This window comes from Telluria sp. BA11 (assembly GCF_056680305.1).
The window spans coordinates 4,499,693-4,517,577 of record NZ_CM155275.1 but is presented as its reverse complement, the minus strand read 5'-3'; the positions used below and the strand labels follow the sequence as shown (position 1 = coordinate 4,517,577).

Below are 17,885 nucleotides of genomic sequence, written 5' to 3'. Positions count from 1 at the left end.
CGGATATGCGTGCCGGGTATTCTGGCCTGAATGAGGCCGTGCGCGGTGCAAACCGCCTATAGTTGGTGCCTGATCAATGTTCACTTGCGAGGACCGCGTATGGCAACCGCTTCATCCACCGTCGTGATCGATGGCGTCGACGTCAACGTCACCGCCGGCGCCGACAGCTTCGGCAACCCCACGCGTACCGTGGTCGTGCCGGTGATCACGGCCACGCGCCAGGACGCGAACGGCAACGCGCTGGCCGATATTCCGGTCACAACGACTGAGGACGGCGAGCCAGCTTTGACGGCCAGCCTGCCAACCGGGTACGGCATGCGGATGACGGCACTGACGTACCAGCAGCCGCTCAAGAACGGACCGGCGCTGTTGCAGCCGCAGATCGACGCGCATGTACCGGCGGCCAGCCGGGCGACGATGACCGATGTCATCGCCGCGCAGTGGGAAGGCATGCGCGATTCGGGCGGATTCCTGCTGTCGACGGTTACGCCGACAATGGCAGCCGAAAACGCAACACGCTCGGTCATGCAGGTATCGAACAGCGACGGACAATTTTATACGGCGGTGCTCATCGACACCAATGACCTCGGTGACGCGGCGCAAATCGCCCTCTCGGGCTTCAACCTCACGCTTATCACCGGTGGCGGCACCTTCAATCAGGTGATCGGCAGAGCCAACATCATCGCCGACGGCGCCAGCCAGACCATTATTCTCGACGGTGGCCAGGACCGGGTCAGCACCGGCGGCGGCAACGACCGGATCATCATCGGCGAGAGCATCCAGGACACGATCGGACACGCCTCGTTCTATGAGATCGACGGTGGCGAGGGCTATGACACGCTGCAGCTCAAACGTGACAGCCGGGCCGATTATTCGTTTTATGCTTACGACACGATGGACGGTCATGCCGTATTGGGCCTGACCCCCGGCAATCTTCGGAACATAAGCTATCAGGCAAACAACATCGAAGCCTTCCTTTTAGGCGAAGCTGTTGCTGACACCACAGTGCGCGGCAGCGTCACGCGGTTGTACGAGACGCTGCTGGAACGCGCGCCCGACGCCGGCAGCCTCGATTACTGGATGCGCACGCTGGCCGGCGCCGCCTCGCTCGAGGATGTGACGCAATCGATCCTGGCGTCGTCCGAGCTGGCCGGCGACGTCCCGCAGGCAAACGGCGCTTACGTCACCTGGCTGTACGATCAGATCCTGGGCCGCGCCACCGACGCCGACGGCCTGGCCTACTGGACGGCAACTCTGGCCAGCGGCGACATCAGCCGCGCCGGCCTGGCGCTGGCGCTCGTCGATTCGGACGAAAAACTGACGCATGACGCGTCGACCGAGATCGCGTTTGGCACCACCGACATCGCCGTACTCATTCGCATGTACGACGCGCTGTATGACCGTCAGCCGGATCTGGCGGGCCTGAATTACTGGATCGACCGCTCGGAAGAAGGCATGACGCTGGCTGATATCGCCGACAGCTTTGTCGATGCCGCCGAGTCGACCGACCGGCTGGATGATCCGGCGTTCATCGCGCAGCTGTACCGCACGGCGCTCGAGCGCGACGCCACAACGACCGAGCTGGCGGATTGGACCGGGCTGCTCGCGCAAGGGTATCTCGACCGGGGCGACGTGCTGCTGGCGCTGGCCGAGTCGAGCGAAATGGTGGCGCTGGTCGGGACGATGAGCACGACGTTCGAGCTGGCCTGATACACGGCGGCGTGCGGCCCCCGCAAAAAAAAAGGCTGGTTCGCCAAATGGCGCCAGCCTTCTTTTGCTACCGCCACACGGTGGCGGTGAGTACTGCTCAGTTCCAGCCGCCGGCGTTCAGGCGATAATCGACCTTCGCTGGCTTGATGGCTTCTGCTCGCTTGCGCAGAGCGTATTTGGCGCGGCTGCCGGCAGCGGCGACGAGTGCGTGGACAATCTTTTTCACGTAGAGCTCCTTCGATTGCATCGCCCAGATGGGCAACGCCTATGGTTTCAGTTGGTGTACAACTGTTATATAGGCGACTCAGCGTGTTTTCCAATTCTGAGTTGCAATATCAGACATCAGCTTGGTGAATGTCAGTCGAGCTGCCTGTCTAGCCAGGCGCGTATCCCGTCGAGCGAGCGGAATTCCGTCACTGAGCGGCAGGCAATGTTTGGGTTGCGCGACTGCAACATACGGGACAGCGCGGTGCCCGGCCCCAGTTCGAGCGCTACAGTGACGCCGGCCTCAGTGATCGCATCCATGCATTCGCGCCAGCGGATCGTCTCGGCAATCTGACGCGGCAGCTCGGCCAGCGCCTTGCGCGCGTCGAATACCGGTTCCGCCGAGATGCCGGACAGTACCGGGAACGCGGGCGCGCGCCATTGCGCATCAGCCAGTAAGGCAGCGAACGGCGCGACCGCGCCCGCCAGCAACGGTGTATGCGACGCGACCGCGACCGGCAGCACGGTAGCGTGGCCACCGGCGGCAATCGCGGCGCTGGCCAACGCGTCACGCTGCGCGGCCGGGCCGCCTGCCACCAGCGCATCGTCACCAGTCACGATGGCCGGATAAAACCCGGCGCCCGCCAGCAAGTCGTCGACCGTCCCGGACGGCATGCCGGACAGCGCCACCATGCCCTGCTCTGCGCCGTCGGTCACGCAGGCATCCATCAGGCGCGCCCGCTCGATGGCCAGCTTGACCACGTCCTCCGGTGCCAGCGCTCCGGCGACGCCATAGGCTGACAACTCACCGATGCTGTAGCCGGCCACCAGCTCCGGCGTCGCGATCGTGGCCTGCAACGCGCGCCACATGGCCAGCGTGGCAGCGACGATGGCCGGTTGCGCGATGCGATTCGTGAAGCGTTCTTCGCCAACACCGTCCTGCAGCGTTGCGCCCAGTGCCGGATCGGCGCTCCATTCCTCGAGCAGCCGGCTGGCGGCGGGGTCAAGGCGCGCCATGTCGAACATCGCCGGATGCTGCGCGCCCTGCCCCGGGCACAGGATGGCCAGGCGCCCCGCCATCAGCGCGTCGTCACCGCGTGCACGAGGCACACGGCGCCCAGCAGATCGGCCGCGCCGCCCGGCGACAGCCGCGCCGCCACGAAGGTGCGGTGGCTGGCCAGCGCGCGCGCTTCCCAGTCCGGCGCCGCCGTAGCACCGCGCGCGATGAAGGCGCGCGCCTGGCGCCGCACCGTCAAGGCGCCTTCGACGCCGCCGCGATGGTAGACATTGGTGTCGCTGATATGCGCCATGAGCGCGAATAACCCATCGATGCGGGCCTCGCGCAGGCCGCGCCCCGCTGCCAATGCACGGCGCAGCGCCGGCAAGCCCACATCGAACACCGAAGGAAAGCCAAGCGCGCCTTCTTCGCGCGCACCGCTGGCTGCGTAGCGCTGCACGGCGCGGGCGCCGTGCGAAACAGGTTCGCCGTTGACAACGCTGTGCGCGCCCAGCGCCTGGCCCCAGCAGGCGCGCAGCAGTTCGCCGATGCGCGTTGGGGTCAAGGCGTCGCCGAGCGCCTGGCAGCGGCCGATGGCCGCGCACAGCATGCCCAGGCAAAAGATCGCGCCACGGTGCGTGTTGATGCCGCCGGTAGCGCGCAGCATCTGTGCTTCGGCGTCGATGCCCAGCTGTTTCAAAGCGTGGAACGGCGCATCCTGCATGCCGGCGCGGGTGATGTCGGCAAAGTAGCGCCGCAGCGCGAACAGGCTGCGCATGAAGGTGGCCGCCGTCATGTCGGTGTGGCTGCCGTTGTCGACCTTCGAGACCAGGCCCGGCTTCGGATACAGCACCAGTTCCGCATACAGGCTGCGCACGGCCACGCGCGCGGTGCGCTGGCAAAAGGCGCGCTCGCTGGCGTCGCCCTGCCCGGGCCAGCCAGGCGCTCGCACTGTCTGCAGCGGGTTCAGGTCATCCATGTTCTTCCTCCAGCGTGGCCATCAATGCTTCGGGCAGCACCAGCGCGATGCGGTCCAGCCCTTTCGTCAACACGCGCGTACCCGGCGCGCCGGCAAACGCCGCACGCAATTCTTTCCACGCGACCGCGCGGCCATCGGGGAACACCACTTCGCCATCGAGCGGCAAAATGCCCGCATGCCACGACAGCAGATCGAGTCCGATCATCAGCTGGCGCCGCGTCTGCGGCTGCAACAGCACGTCGATATCGGACAGCGGCGTCAGATAATACTGGCCCGTGAGCGCGGCCAGCGCCACCGAACCGTACACGGAGAGGCTCACGCCGGCGTCGGCCGCCTGGCGTTCGAGCGCTTCCAGGCCCTCGCGCCATTGCGCCGGCACGGCGTCGAGCGCGCCGACCAGCGGCAAGGCCCGCGTGCGCCGGCCGATATCGGACATCTCGACGGCGCAGCCGAATTTGAGTTTGCCGCCATCTTCGGGCCGCGGCGGTAGCGGGAACCCAATCGCCACCTCGCCCGGCAGCATGCCGGCTTCGGTGCGCCGCACGACGGCCGGCCAGCCGCCGTCATGCCAGCGATCCAGCGCAGACAGGGCGGCCTGCGGCGCGCCGTCGCGCACGCGCTGCCAGCCGCGGCTCGTCAGCCAGACCAGGTCATGCCGGGCGAACATCGCTGCCCACCCTGACCGCCTGCGCCACCGGGTGCGCCAGCAGGCGGCCGCCCCGCGCCAGGCCCAGCGCCATGCGCCCGTCCTCGGCCTTGCTGTCGGCCAGTGCGCGGATCAATTCGCCCGCCAGATCGCTTTTCCAGATGCCGTGCAGGCCACCCATGCGCAGGTAGTTTTCCGGCCCCGGCGCGAACACGGGATTGTCCTTGGCCAGCTCGGTCAGGCGTTCCTCGGGCACCTTCGTGATGCGCGCCATCGCCGGCAGACCCATCACGCGGATGGTCGCCTCGGGCAGCGCGTAACAGGCGCTGGCAATCAGGCCACTGGTGATGAACCCACCCGACAGCGCCTGGTCGTACACGAGGCCGATCACGGTGTGGCCTTCGCGCCGCGCCAGGTCGACGCATTTGCCCAGATGGGCCATGTAGCTGTTGATGCCCAGCATCTCGTCGCGGTGACGCAGGCGCTGCCCTTGCGTGTCGACCAGGATCAGGATAGGGCGCCCCGGATGCTCGCGCACCGTCCACAGGATCGCCTGCGCCTGGGCCAGCGCGATCTCGATGCCGATCGGCGTGTGGCCGGTGGTGCCGATGACGGCCACCGGCTTGCCGTCGACCTGCGCGCTACCGCTTAAAAAATTGTCGGCTTCGGTGATGGTATGCCCGCCGGGGAAAAGTTGTGCTGCTACCGTCTGCCAATCCATCATCGTTCTCCCAGCGTGGGCGTGGCGCGGTGCTGCGCCGCCAGTGTGAGGAAGGCGTCGGGTTCCAGCATCGGCACCCGCGCCGGATCCGGCATGCCCAGCCCCTTCCAGATATCCATCGGTTCGGTGAGGCCCTGCGTGTCTTGCAGGCGCCGTTCGAGCATCGCCTGCTCGGCCAGCAGGCCGTCGAGCGTCAACGGTGCGCCGCCCGCCGGGATGTCCGCGATGGCTTCGAGCGCTGCCGCGCGCAGCGCCTCGGTGTCGTCTTCCACCAGCACCTGGCAGTCGCCCAGCAGGTAGCGGTGCTTGCCGCCCGTCGTGCGCCAGACCAGTGCGCGGTCGCGCGAATCGAATTCTTCCACGCCGTTGGCAGTCTCGATGACCTCGGGACCGGACATCGCCAGGCGCCCTTCTTCGGACATGATGACCGTATTGGCACAGCGCGCCGCGATGCCCATGCCGCCAAAGCACCCGTTGGCGCCACCGACGACGGCGATCACGGGAATGCCGGCTGCGCGCACGTCGAGCATCGCGCGCATGACTTCCGACACGGCGATCAGGCCCGCGTTGGCTTCGTGCAGCCGCACGCCGCCCGATTCCAGCAGCAGCACGACGGCGTGCGCCCGTTCATCGATCGCGCGCTGCAGCATGCCCACCAGCTTGGCGCCATGGACTTCGCCCACCGCGCCGCCCATGAAGCCGCCCTCCTGCGCCGCGCCAAACACGACCTGGCCACCGAGCTTGCCGCGCCCGACGACGACGCCATCGTCGAACGACACCGCCGCATCGAGCTGCGCCAGGTGCGGACTGACGATGCGCATTGACGGCGGCAAGAATTCTTCGAAACTGCCGGCGTCGAACATGGCCGGAATGCGCTGGCGCGCCGTGAGTTCCTGGTAGCTGCTCATGGCGCGCCTCCGGGAAGGTCGGCGATCGACTCGACCGCCTGGTCCAGGCGCAGGCTCACGACAGCCGGCGTGGCGCCCATGTCGTTGACGCTCACGCGCGCATCGGCCAGGCTCCAGCGCGCATGAAAGTCGGCCATGACGGCCTGCCAGGTGGCGCCGAAACCGACGGCCGCCGTGCGCACTTCGATCTCGCAGGCACCCTTCAGGTGCGCCGGTTCGATCAGGATTTCAAGATTGCCCGAGCCCACCACGCCCACCAGTTGCGGCATGCCGCTCAATGGGCGCTGTCCGCCTTCGAAACGATAGTTCAGCGTTTCCATGATGTTGTTCCTTACCAGTTCCTGAAGCGCTTCGGCGGGTCGTACAGCCCGCCCGATGCGCGCACCAGGCCCTTCATGTTCTTGGCGGCCAGCAGGTCGCGGGTCGCCATGCGTTTGTCGATGCCGAGATCTTCGGGCCGGCGGATGATGCCCCGGTCGCGCAGGTTCTCGACCATGCGCTTGTCGCGCGCCATGCCCACCGGCGTGTAGCCGGCCACGCCGCGGATCGCCTGTTCGCGCTCTTCGTCAGTGCGGCACAGCAGCAGGTTGGCGATGCCTTCCTCGGTCAGAATGTGGCTCACGTCATCACCATAAATCATCACCGGCGGAATCGCCATGCCAGCCTGCTCGGCCAGTTGCCAGGCATCGAGCTTGTCGACGAAGGCCGGCGCCATGTGTTCGCGGAAGGTCTCGACCATCTGCACCACCAGCTTTTGTCCGCGCGGGATCACGTTGCGGCCCGCGCGCGCCTCTTCGCCGGCCTTCAGCCAGGCCTTGCTCGGATGGCGCCGGCCACGCGCATCGGCGCCCATGTTCGGCGCGCCACCGAAGCCCGCGATGCGGCCCAGCGTGGCGGTCGACGAATTGCCCTGCAAGTCGATCTGCAGCGTCGAGCCGATGAACAGGTCGCACGCGTAGTGCCCGGCTGCCTGGCAAAAGGCGCGGTTGCTGCGCATCGAGCCATCCGGCCCCACGAAGAACACGTCGGGCCGCGCGCGGATATAGTTTTCCATGCCCAGCTCGGAGCCGAACGAGTGCACCGATTCGACGAAGCCCGCTTCGATCGCGGGGATCAGGGCCGGGTGTGGATTTAATGCCCAGTGACGGGCAATCTTGCCTTTCAGGCCCAGGCTCGCGGCGTAGGTTGGCAGCAGCAGTTCGATGGCGGCCGTGTCGAAACCGATGCCGTGGTTCAGGCGCTCGATCTCGTACTCGGCATAGATGCCCTTGATGGCCATCATCGCCATCAACACCTGAATCTCTGAAATCAAAGCCGGATCACGCGTAAACAGCGGCTCGATGTAGTACGGCGAGGGCGACTGCACGACGTAGCCGACCCAGTCGCCGGGAATGTCGATGCGGGGCAGCTTGTCGACGATCTGGTTCACCTGCGCGATCACGATGCCGCTCTTGAAGGCCGTCGCTTCGGCAATCGCCGGCGTGTCTTCGGTATTCGGGCCGGTGTACAGATTGCCGTCGCGGTCGGCCATTTCGGCGGCCACCAGCGCCACGCGCGGCGTCAGGTCGATGAAGTAGCGCGCGAACAGCTCGAGGTAGGTGTGGATCGCGCCGATATTGAGCTTGCCCGACTGTGCCAGCTTGGCCAGGCGGCCGGCCTGCGGACCCGAGAACGAGAAATCGAGTTTCGACGCGATGCCCTTCTCGAACACGTCCAGGTGTTCCGGGAGCGACAGCACCGACAGCAGCATGTGCAGGTCGTGCACGCGCGCCGTATCGACGCGCGTCAGGGCTTTACCTAGAAAGTCTGCCTGCTTCTGGTTGTTGCCTTCGAGGCAGACGCGGTCGCCCGGTTCGAGCACCGCGTGCAGCAGCTCGACGATGTGCGAGGCCTGGACGACCTTGCCGTCGAGCGCCCCGCCAAGTGCGGCGCCGGCGCGGGCCAGGCGCTCGCTGCGGTTACGTTGCTGGCCGGTCCAGCGGCCTTCAGCATGATTCATGATCATTCCTAAAATTTGCGTGGCCTTACAACACCACGAACAGCAGCCACACGACGATCGGTGCCACCAGCGTCACGATACCGCCATAGATCATCAGCTGGCGCAGGAATACGTCACGGTCGATGCCCTGGGCACTGGCCAGCACGAGTGCGCCATTGGTGGAGAACGGGCTAACGTCGACGATCGTCGAGGCGACGGCCATGGCAGCGATGAAACCGATGGCGTCGACACCGGTGCCCGATGCCAGGAACGGCACGGCCAGCGGAATGAGCGAACCCAGCACGGCAGTCGACGACGCAAAGGCCGAGACGATGGCGCCGACGAACAGCAGCAGCAAGGCCACCATCAGCGGCGAGGTCAGGCTGGCGACGCTGTCGCCGACCCAGGCAATGGTGCCCATTTTCTGCATGACGCCGACATACGTGCTCACGCCGACGATCAGCATGATCTCGGGCCACGACACCTGGCCGATGGCGCGCTTTTGCACCTGCGGCGACAGGATCGAAATCAAGAGGCCGATGGTCAGGGCGACGAAGCCGATATCGAGTTTGTACAGCAGCGTGAGCACGGCCAGCGCGATCAGGCCGACGACGGTGAACATCTGGTGGAAGGTCGGCCCGGCATGCAGATCGATGTCGCCGGTGCCCAGGCCCGAGCCAGGACCACCGTTGCCGACGGCGCCGACGGCGGCCGTCGAACGCTGCGCGGTGAGGCGTTCTTCGCTGCCGGTTTCATTCTCGGCGTCGCCGTAGATCTGCGGGCCCTGCGCTGCGACTGCCACGGGTGGCGTGAATGGCGTCATCGGACGGATGCCGGCGCCGGCCTTCGGCATTTCCTGGCGCATCAGTTTGGCGCCGCCGAACACGAAGAACAGGATGACCGACACGGCCAGGTTCACGCCCAGGCTGGTGAAGGCAGTGGTCAACGGCGAAATCGGCAGGCCGGCTTCCATGACGACCTTGTTGGTGATGCCGCCATAGATGCTGATCGGCGAGAAGCCGCCGCCCTGCGCGCCGTGGATGACCAAGAGGCCCATCATCAGGGGATTGATCTTGTACTTGGCGGCAAAGCCCAGCGCGATCGGGGCGATGATTGCCACTGCGGCCGGGCTGACGGCGCCGACGGAGGTCAGGAGCGCCGTGACCGCGAACATGACCCAGGGAATGGCGGCGATGCGCCCGCCGACGGCACGCACGGCCAGTCTGACGAGCCAGTCGATCGTGCCATTGTTCTGGGCCTGGGCGAACAGGAAGGTGATGCCGACCAGGGTCAGGAACAGCTCGGCCGGGTAGCCGGACATGATGGCCTTGGTCTCCATGCTGAAGACGATGGTGCCGACCAGGAAGGCGCCGACAAACGCGATGACGCCCATATTGATGGGCATGGCGGTGGCGACAATAAACATGAGCGCCAGAACGCAGATTGCAATGACATGAGAGGACACAGGGTGGCTCCTACGAGGTGCGAAGGCCGGTTCCACCCGGCGCGTCGCTGGTGATACGTCTCCAATGCATGGTCTGTCGCCATCGCCTCCTCGGACCGTGGTCTCGGGACACTGCGGGGCCGGCCATGCTCTTTTGTTATGCAGGTTGTGCCGCCAAGGTAAACCTGATCGCTTTCGAGATCAATTACGCTGGGGTACTAACGTTTACTGTCAGCGGAAGTGTTACATTCCTGCTGTGCAGCGCCAGGTGCCCGGATGTCGGGCCAGGCCTGCCTCGCCTCGATCGACCCTGACCGCAAGGAAGCTTTGATGAACACCGCTACTGCCGCACCCGCACCTGCCCGCCCCCTGAGCGTCTTCGACAAGGTCGCCCGCTGCGTGCTGGTCACCGGGGCCACGGGCTTCGTCGGCCAGCATCTGGTGCGCGCGCTGCTGCAGGATGGCCATCAGGTGATTGCCCTGACGCGCGACGTGGGGCGCGCTGCCACGCTGTTCGACGGTCGGGTGCGCGCCATCGCCGCGATGGACGATCTGCCGCTCGACCACCAGGTCGACATCGTCGTCAACCTGGCCGGCGCCCGGATTCTCGGCCAGCGCTGGACCGCCGCGCGCAAGGCCGCGCTGCGCCAGAGCCGCGTCGCACTGACGGAAAAAGTGGTCGACTGGATCGGCCGCGCCAGCCACAAGCCGCGGCTGTTGCTGTCGGCGTCGGCGATCGGGTACTACGGCATCCAGCGGATCGGCGACGACGCCAAGCTCGACGAAGCAGCGCCTCCCCAGCCGATGTTCATGTCGGACCTGTGCCGCGAGTGGGAAGCCGCCGCGGCCGGCGCGGTGCGCCACGGCGTGCAGGTGGAGTGCATGCGCTTCGGCCTGGTGCTGGGCGAGCAAGGCGCGCTGCCGATGATGCTGCTGCCGATCCGGCTGGGCATCGGCGGCCGGCTGGGTAGCGGCCGCCAGTGGCTGTCGTGGATTCACATCGACGATCTGATCGGGGGCATCGCGCACCGCTGGAAGCAGGCGCTCAGCGATGCATCTGCGCCGACGTTTGGCGCGACCAACTTCACCGCACCGATCGCGGTGTCGCAACTGGAATTCAGCCAGGCGGCCGCGCGCGTCTGGAAACGGCCATGCGTGATCCCGACGCCTGCCTGGCCGATGCGCCTGGCGCTCGGCGAGCAGGCTGATTTGCTGCTGGAAGGCCAGCGCGTGGTGCCGTTGCGGTTCGCCCGCGAAGGGTTCGAGTTCAAATATCCAGCGCTTGAAGCGGCGCTGCGCAGCCTGAAGTAACGGGGCCGCCAGGGGCCACGGGGCCTGTCAGTCAGGTCCCGAATCCGGTATCATTCGGCATGCTCAGTTTTCCTTTTCAACCGTTTATTATTGGCGTCGCGGGCGGTAGCGGCAGTGGCAAGTCCACGGTGTCCAGGCAAGTGCTCTCCACGTTTGGTACCGAGATGGTCTCGGTCGTGATGCAGGATGATTATTACTGCGACCAGACGCATCTTAGTCCCGAAGTACGCACCCAGCAGAATTACGACCATCCGCAGGCGTTTGAGTGGTCGCTGCTGGTGCAGCACGTCCAGGCGCTGCGCCGGGGCGAGTCGATCGACATGCCCGAGTACGACTTCACGCTCCATAACCGCTCCGACCGCACCATCCGGGTCAAGCCCGCGCCGGTCATCGTCATCGAAGGCCTGTTTGCCCTGTATGACCCGGCCCTGTGCGACATGATGTCGCTGAAGATCTTCGTCGATACGGCATCCGACATCCGCTTCATCCGCCGCATGCAGCGCGATATCACGGAACGGGGCCGCTCGGTGGAAAGCGTCATCAGCCAGTACCTGGATACCGTGCGGCCGATGCACAAGCAGTTCATCGAGCCAACCAAGCGCAACGCCGATGTCATCATCCCGCACGGGGCGAACAATCCGGCGGTCGACATGATCACCACCAAGGTCGCCAGCGTGATCAACCAGTTGAAGCGCTCGTGAAGATGGCTGGGCGCTGATCCTTACCGGCACCAGCGCCAGCGCATTCAGCCCGTTGGCGTGCGGTGTTTCAGCATCCGGCACACCGCCGCCAGCGCCAGCAGATTCGGATCCCGCTCGCGCACCCGCAGGAAGCTCAGGCCGATCGTCTGACGCATCAGATAATCGTTCTTCAGCGGGATCAGCTGGACCTTGTCGCCAAACGCATGGCGCACGCGGCCCGGCAGCAGCGTGTAGCCGATCCCCGCCCCCACCAGGTTCATCAGCGAAAAAATATCGCCCACGCGCGTGACGATGCTCGGCGCATACCCGGCGATGCGAAACGCTTCCTGAAACCCGCTGAAGGTCACGAAACCATCCTTCAGGCAGACGAATTTCTCGTCCGCGCAGGCGCGCAGATCGACTTCGGCCATGCCCGCATACGGCGACCCGGCCGGCGCCGCAAAGAAAATCTCGTCCTCGAACAGCGCGATCGACTCGATATCCGGATCGGGTTCGGGCACCGCCATCAGGGCCGCATCGATCGCATTCTGCTTGAGCTTGTGCAGCAGGTCCGCATTCGAGCCCAGCACCAGTTCGGTCTCGAGTTCCTGCTTGCGCAGCTTGATACCGATGATAACGTCGGGGATCGTGCCGGTCGTCAGTGAATACAGCGAGCCGATCTTCAAGTGATCGGCTGAATAACCGGCGGCCGAGCGCGTCGCTGCAATGCCGTCCGCCATCAGCCGCACCACGTCGCGGCTCACGTCCGCCAGCACCTGCGCGGCGTCGTTGGGAATCAGGTTGCGGCCCTGCAGACTGAACAGCTGACAACTCATTCCATCTTCCAGCGAATGCAGCGCGCGGTGCACGCTGACGGCGCTGATGTCGAGCATGCGGGCGGCGGCGTTCAGGTTGCCGCCTTCCATGTACGCCAGCAGGATCTCGAGTTTGCGGAAAGTGATGTCGTCGCTGATCTGGCTGCGCATGGGGGCCCTCGTGAAATGGATACACGACGAGGATACATCAACCGCCCACACGGGGCCTCAATCGCCAGGCACCGGCACGCTTGGTGATGCAACGCGCATGAGTTCGACCATCTGTTGCAACGCCGCCATTCGAACTGCGTATTCATCAGAGCGCTTGTTGATGCGCAAGGCGACGCAAGGTGCGCTCGGGCACATTCCCCCTTTGAGCGACACATCCACCGTGGCGACGAACAATAAGGAGACATCCATGCGTCCGATTAGAAAGATGAAGCTGCTGCATCCATCCACATGCGCCCTGCTGGCCGCGTGCAGCGGCGCCATCGGCGCCGTCCATGCCCAGGAAGCGACGGGCGCCCCGGCAGCGGCGACTACCGACGACAACATGTCCAGAGTGGTCGTCACCGCGCGCCGGCGCGAAGAATCGCTGCAGGACGTGCCGGTGTCTGTCACCGCGTTCTCGGCCGACCAGCTCTCCAAGCAGGCGTTGCCCGACGTGACTGCCCTGGCGCTGTCGCTGCCCAACACGACGCTCAAGGCGTCGCGCGCCACCAACAGCACGCTCACGGCGTTCATCCGCGGCGTCGGTCAGGCCGATCCGCTGGCCGGTTTCGAGTCGGGCGTGGGCATCTATGTCGACGACATTTATTTGGCCCGGCCGCAGGCGGCCGTGGCCGACATCTACGACGTCGAGCGCATCGAGGTTCTGCGCGGCCCGCAGGGCACGCTGTACGGCCGCAACACGATCGGCGGCGCGCTCAAGTATGTCACCCGCAAGCTTGGCCCCCAGCGCGACGTGCGCGTGCGCGCCACGCTCGGCGACTACGGCCAGCGAGACGGCGTGCTCACGGCCAGCACGCCGCTGACCGACACCGCGCGTATCGGCGGCACGTTCGCGCGCTTCCGGCGCGACGGCTTTGGCGACAACCTGACCACCGGCAAGGGCAACTACGACAAGGACATCACCGCCGGTCGGGTCTCAATTGAACTCGTGCCGAACCAGGACCTGTTCGTGCGCCTTGCCGGCGACTTCACGCAGGACGATTCCAACCCCAAGAACGGCCATCGCCTGCTCGTCGGACGCACGAGCGGCGCGCCCATCCTGAACGACGTGTTCGACACGCGCGGCAATCTCACCAAAGTGCTGGGCCGCGACCAGGAAGTGCGCTCGTACGGCGGCTCGGTCACGGTCGAGTACACCGTCGACAGTGCGTGGCGCCTGAAATCGATCACCGCGGCGCGCCGCGACAAGTCATGGGCGCCGATCGACTTCGACGCCCTGCCCGTCGTGGACATGGAAGTGCCGGCGCTGTACACCAACCGCCAGTTCAGCCAGGAGCTGCAAGCGACCTACAGCGGCGCGCGCCTGCAGGGCGTGGCCGGCGTGTACTACATGGACGCCAACGCCTTCAACCAGTTCGACACCATCCTGGCCGGCGCGGTGCCCACATCGACCTTCACGCTGGGCGACATCGACACGAAGGCCTGGGCCGCTTACTTTGACGGCAGCTACACGCTCGCCGAGGGCCTGAGCCTGTCGCTGGGCGGACGCTACACGGTCGACCAGCGCGAGGCCGACGTGCTGCGCCAGATATATTTCGGGCTGGCTGGCTCGCCCCGGATGGGCAATCCGAACGCTATCCTGTTTCGCACCGACACCGACCTGCGCGGCGGCCTGCTCGAGCGCAAGGATAAGAAATTCACGCCGCGCGTGGCACTGAGCTGGAAGATGAACGATGCCCACAACCTGTACGCGTCGTACTCCGAAGGCTTCAAGGGTGGTGGGTTCGATCCGCGCCTGAACGTGGTCGGCACGCGGCTCCCGATCGCCACCGCGCGCGCCGGCTATGCACCGGAAACAATCGAGACGACCGAACTTGGTCTCAAGTCGGCGTTCAATGGCGGGCGCATCACGACCAACCTGGCCGTGTTCCACAGCGATTACCAGGACGTGCAGATCCCGGGCTCGATCGCCATCGACACCAACGGCGATGGGCGCGACGACAGCTTCGCGGGCGTGACGACCAACGCCGGCAAGGCACGGATCAAGGGCGTCGAACTCGAGGCAGTCGCCAATATCACGCCCAACTTCATGGTCGCCGGGATGTACAGCTACATCGACGCCAGCTACCGGGAATACATCGTGGCCAATGTCAATGTGGCCGGTCAGCGCACGTTCCAGAACACGCCGAAGAATTCGGCCAACCTGCGCGCCAATTACGACATCCCGCTGCCGGTCATGGGCCACAACGGACGCGTCTCGCTGATCGGCAGCTATGCATTCAAGGGCGCCACCAGCCAGTTCGAAACCGCATCGATCCTCGACCAGGACTCGTACAGGATCTGGGACGCGAGCATCGTCTGGACCCGCGCGGATGGCAAGGTGCGCGCCGGCCTGCACGGCAAGAACCTGGGCGACGAACACTATAAAACGGCCGGCTACCTGTTCCCGACGCTGGGCAACGAAGGCACGCTGACCGCTTTCTACGGCAACCCGCGCACGGTGTCGGCGACGCTTGAGCTGCGCTTCTGAACCGCAGCCTTGGCCACGCCCTGACAAAACACCACGAGGAGACCGCATGCGCCATTCGATCAGATCCATCACCCTGCTGCTTCTGGCCGCATTGGCCGCATGTGCACTGGGCGCCGCGCCCCACGCGGGCGCACAGGGCAAGGACTTTAAAGTTGCCCTCATCGCCGGCAAGACGGGCCCACTTGAAACCTACGCGCGCGAGACCGAGAGCGGCTTCATGCTCGGCCTCGAGTATCTGACCAAAGGCACCATGGCCATCAACGGCCGCGCCATCAAGGTGATCGTCAAGGACGACCAGAGCAAGCCCGATCTGGGCCGTACGCTGCTGGCCGAAGCGTATGGCGACGACCGCGTCGACATTGCGGTGGGCACCACCTCGTCCGCCTCGGCGCTGGCCATGCTGCCGGTGGCGAAGGAATACAAAAAAGTGCTCATCATCGAGCCGGCCGTGGCCGATGCGATCACGGGCGACAAGTGGAACAAGTACATCTTCCGCACGGCGCGCAGCTCGATGCAGGATGCGCTGGCTGCCGCCAGCACCCTGAAAAGCGGCAGCGTGGGCTTCCTGACCCAGGATTATGCGTTCGGGCGCGATGCGATCAAGGCCGGCAAGGAAGCCTTGACCGCGACTGGCAGCAAGGCCAGCGTCGTCCACGAAGAATATGCGCCGCTCGCGACGACCGACTTCACGGCATCGGCGCAGCGCCTGTTCGATGCCCTGAAAAACAAGCCGCAGCCGCGCGTGCTGGCCATCGTCTGGGCCGGCCCGAGTCCAATGAACAAGATCGCCGCCATGAAACCCGAACGCTACGGCATCGCGCTGGCCCCGGGCGGCAATATCCTGCCCGTGATGCAAACCTGGAAGGCGCATGCAGGCACCGAAGGCACCATCTATTACTACTACGATTTTCCAAAGAATCCGATGAACGAATGGCTGGTGGCAGAGCACAAGAAGCGCCACAAGACCCCGCCCGACATGTTCACGGCCGGTGGCATGGCCGCCGCCAGCGCAGTCGTTGCGGCGCTGGGCAAGGTCCAGGATGGCGATGGCGACCGGATGGCCGCTGCGATGGAAGGCATGCGCTTCGAGACGCCGAAGGGCGCCATGGTCTTTCGCAAGGATGACCACCAGGCAATCCAGCCGATGTACCACTTCCGCATCAAGAAAAACCAGAAGAACGAATGGGATCTGCTCGAACTGGTGCGTGACATCCCGGCCGACGAGATGCCGCTGCCGGTGCGAAACAAGCGCTGACATGGCCGACGACCTCGACCTTGACCGCATTGCGCCATCCCTGTCCACGCGCGGCCTGACGATCCGCTTCGGCGGGCACGTTGCCGTCAACGCCGTCACGGCCGACTTTTATCCGGGCACGCTGACCGTCATCGTCGGGCCCAACGGCGCCGGCAAGACCACGTGGTTCAACCTGATCTCGGGCCAGTTGCGCGCGAGCGCCGGCAGCGTGCACCTGCATGGCCGCGACATCACGCGCCTGGGCGCCGCGCGCCGCACGCGCCTTGGCATCGGCCGCGCCTTCCAGCTCACCAACCTGTTCCCGTTGCTGTCCGTGATCGAGAACGTGCGCCTGGCGGTCCAGAGCCGCGCCGGCATCGGCCTGGACTTCCTGTCGGTCTGGTCAAGCCACCGGGACCTTGTCGAACGCGCCGATTACTACCTCGAGCGCGTGGCACTGGCGGCGCGGCGCGACATGCTGGTGGGCGCGCTGTCGCACGGCGACCAGCGCAAGCTCGAAGTCGCGATCCTGCTGGCGTTGCAACCGTCCGTGATGATGTTCGACGAACCCACCGCCGGCATGAGCGCCGACGACGTGCCGGTCGTGCTCGACCTGATCCGCGAAGTCAAAGGCGACGCCGCCCGCACGGTGCTGCTGGTCGAGCACAAGATGGACGTCGTGCGCCAGCTCGCCGACCGCATCGTCGTGCTGCACAACGGGGCGCTGGTGGCCGATGGCGAACCACGCGAGGTCATGGCATCCGCCATCGTTCAGGAGGCTTATCTTGGAACGTCCGACACCGAACATGCTCGCGCCTGATCCCGCGGCGCGCCAGCCGCTGCTGCGCCTGGCCGGCGTGCACACGCACATCGGCCAGTACCACATCCTGCATGGCGTCGACCTGCAGGTAGCGCGCGGCGAACTGGCCGTCCTGCTGGGGCGCAACGGCGCCGGCAAGACGACGACGCTGCGTACGATCATGGGCCTGTGGCGCGCCAGCAGCGGCAGCATTCACTTCGATGGCAGCGACATCACCAGGCTGGCCACATCCGCCATCGCGCGCGCCGGCATTGCGTATGTGCCCGAGAACATGGCCGTGTTTTCCGACCTGACGGTGCGCGAGAACCTGGTGCTGGCCGCGCGCGACGGCCCGCTCGATACCGCGCGTGTTGACTGGATCTGTGGCTTCTTCCCGGCGCTACGCACGTTCTGGCACCGCCCGGCCGGCAACCTGTCCGGTGGCCAGAAACAGATGGTGGCGATCGCGCGCGCCATCGTCGAACCGCGCAAGCTGCTGCTGGTCGACGAGCCGACCAAGGGTCTGGCGCCCGCCATCGTGCACAGCCTGATGGCGGCGTTTCGCGAGCTGAAGGCGCAAGGCGCGACGATCCTGCTGGTCGAACAGAACGTGCACGTCGTGCGCACGCTGGGCGACACGGCCAGTGTGATGGATGGCGGCCGCGTGGTCCATGCCGGCCCGATGGCCGTGCTGGCGGGCGACGCCGCGCTGCAACAGCGCCTGCTCGGCCTGTCCCTCGACACCCCACCCTAGGAAC

Annotated in this window: 18 protein-coding genes; 7 read left to right on the top strand and 11 right to left on the bottom strand. The window is 65.8% G+C overall.

Annotated features, from left to right (window positions below; all coding sequences use genetic code 11):
- The first annotated feature begins 99 nt into the window (after window positions 1-99).
- The gene (locus tag AC1MGT_RS19900; protein ID WP_499501709.1) at window positions 100-1,710 is read left to right on the top strand and encodes a DUF4214 domain-containing protein; all 1,611 of its coding nucleotides are present in this window, start codon (window positions 100-102) and stop codon (window positions 1,708-1,710) included.
- Window positions 1,711-1,807: 97 nt separating this feature from the next.
- On the opposite strand, the gene AC1MGT_RS19895 is transcribed toward AC1MGT_RS19900, so the two are convergent.
- From AC1MGT_RS19895 to AC1MGT_RS19855, 9 genes are all read right to left on the bottom strand, one after another.
- A complete protein-coding gene (locus tag AC1MGT_RS19895) occupies window positions 1,808-1,936 on the bottom strand; it encodes a hypothetical protein (protein WP_332529949.1) in 129 nt (42 codons plus the stop codon).
- A 131-nt stretch (window positions 1,937-2,067) separates the two neighbouring features.
- Window positions 2,068-3,024: an ACP S-malonyltransferase gene (locus tag AC1MGT_RS19890; protein ID WP_499501708.1), complete on the bottom strand. Its 957-nt coding sequence runs from the start codon at window positions 3,022-3,024 to the stop codon at window positions 2,068-2,070.
- Window positions 2,994-3,890, bottom strand: a complete 897-nt coding sequence (mdcB, locus tag AC1MGT_RS19885) for a triphosphoribosyl-dephospho-CoA synthase MdcB (protein WP_499501707.1) — start codon at window positions 3,888-3,890, stop codon at window positions 2,994-2,996. Before mdcB ends, AC1MGT_RS19890 begins: the two co-directional genes overlap by 31 nt.
- Entirely contained in the window at window positions 3,883-4,557 is a 675-nt protein-coding gene (gene mdcG, locus AC1MGT_RS19880; RefSeq protein ID WP_499501706.1) for a malonate decarboxylase holo-[acyl-carrier-protein] synthase, read from the bottom strand. The genes mdcB and mdcG overlap by 8 nt, the downstream gene beginning before the upstream one ends.
- The gene (gene mdcE, locus AC1MGT_RS19875; protein ID WP_499504332.1) at window positions 4,541-5,257 is read right to left on the bottom strand and encodes a biotin-independent malonate decarboxylase subunit gamma; all 717 of its coding nucleotides are present in this window, start codon (window positions 5,255-5,257) and stop codon (window positions 4,541-4,543) included. Before mdcE ends, mdcG begins: the two co-directional genes overlap by 17 nt.
- Window positions 5,257-6,165 carry a biotin-independent malonate decarboxylase subunit beta gene (locus AC1MGT_RS19870; RefSeq protein WP_499501705.1) on the bottom strand — a complete coding sequence of 303 codons (909 nt, stop codon included), beginning with the start codon at window positions 6,163-6,165 and terminating at the stop codon, window positions 5,257-5,259. Before AC1MGT_RS19870 ends, mdcE begins: the two co-directional genes overlap by 1 nt.
- A complete protein-coding gene (gene mdcC, locus AC1MGT_RS19865; RefSeq protein ID WP_482898243.1) occupies window positions 6,162-6,485 on the bottom strand; it encodes a malonate decarboxylase acyl carrier protein in 324 nt (107 codons plus the stop codon). The genes AC1MGT_RS19870 and mdcC overlap by 4 nt, the downstream gene beginning before the upstream one ends.
- A gap of 11 nt (window positions 6,486-6,496) precedes the next feature.
- Entirely contained in the window at window positions 6,497-8,164 is a 1,668-nt protein-coding gene (gene mdcA / locus AC1MGT_RS19860) for a malonate decarboxylase subunit alpha (RefSeq protein ID WP_499501704.1), read from the bottom strand.
- 25 nt (window positions 8,165-8,189) lie between these two features.
- A complete protein-coding gene (locus AC1MGT_RS19855) occupies window positions 8,190-9,608 on the bottom strand; it encodes an SLC13 family permease (RefSeq protein ID WP_499501703.1) in 1,419 nt (472 codons plus the stop codon).
- A gap of 309 nt (window positions 9,609-9,917) precedes the next feature.
- Between AC1MGT_RS19855 and AC1MGT_RS19850 the strand changes: the two genes are divergently transcribed.
- Together AC1MGT_RS19850 and udk are read left to right on the top strand one after the other, a co-directional pair.
- Window positions 9,918-10,898: a TIGR01777 family oxidoreductase gene (locus AC1MGT_RS19850; protein WP_499501702.1), complete on the top strand. Its 981-nt coding sequence runs from the start codon at window positions 9,918-9,920 to the stop codon at window positions 10,896-10,898.
- A gap of 59 nt (window positions 10,899-10,957) precedes the next feature.
- Window positions 10,958-11,599 carry a uridine kinase gene (udk, locus tag AC1MGT_RS19845; protein ID WP_183550835.1) on the top strand — a complete coding sequence of 214 codons (642 nt, stop codon included), beginning with the start codon at window positions 10,958-10,960 and terminating at the stop codon, window positions 11,597-11,599.
- Between the two features lie 44 nt (window positions 11,600-11,643).
- On the opposite strand, the gene AC1MGT_RS19840 is transcribed toward udk, so the two are convergent.
- Both AC1MGT_RS19840 and AC1MGT_RS19835 read right to left on the bottom strand, forming a co-directional pair.
- On the bottom strand, window positions 11,644-12,564 hold the full coding sequence (locus AC1MGT_RS19840; RefSeq protein ID WP_499501701.1) for a LysR family transcriptional regulator: 921 nt from the start codon (window positions 12,562-12,564) through the stop codon (window positions 11,644-11,646).
- A gap of 57 nt (window positions 12,565-12,621) precedes the next feature.
- Window positions 12,622-12,813 (bottom strand): hypothetical protein, encoded by a 192-nt coding sequence (locus AC1MGT_RS19835; RefSeq protein ID WP_499501700.1) that lies wholly within the window; start codon window positions 12,811-12,813, stop codon window positions 12,622-12,624.
- On the opposite strand from AC1MGT_RS19835, the gene AC1MGT_RS19830 reads away from it, so the two are divergent.
- From AC1MGT_RS19830 to AC1MGT_RS19815, 4 genes are read left to right on the top strand one after another with little or no spacing between them, the layout of a single operon-like run.
- Window positions 12,812-15,094 (top strand): TonB-dependent receptor, encoded by a 2,283-nt coding sequence (locus AC1MGT_RS19830; RefSeq protein WP_499501699.1) that lies wholly within the window; start codon window positions 12,812-12,814, stop codon window positions 15,092-15,094. The two genes, AC1MGT_RS19835 and AC1MGT_RS19830, sit on opposite strands and share 2 nt — an antisense overlap.
- Window positions 15,095-15,140: 46 nt before the next feature.
- Window positions 15,141-16,349, top strand: coding sequence for a substrate-binding domain-containing protein (locus AC1MGT_RS19825; protein ID WP_499501698.1), 1,209 nt, complete (start codon window positions 15,141-15,143; stop codon window positions 16,347-16,349).
- A 1-nt stretch (window position 16,350) separates the two neighbouring features.
- Window positions 16,351-17,148: an ABC transporter ATP-binding protein gene (locus AC1MGT_RS19820; RefSeq protein WP_499501697.1), complete on the top strand. Its 798-nt coding sequence runs from the start codon at window positions 16,351-16,353 to the stop codon at window positions 17,146-17,148.
- Window positions 17,135-17,881: an ABC transporter ATP-binding protein gene (locus tag AC1MGT_RS19815; protein WP_499504331.1), complete on the top strand. Its 747-nt coding sequence runs from the start codon at window positions 17,135-17,137 to the stop codon at window positions 17,879-17,881. Before AC1MGT_RS19820 ends, AC1MGT_RS19815 begins: the two co-directional genes overlap by 14 nt.
- Window positions 17,882-17,885: the final 4 nt, after the last annotated feature.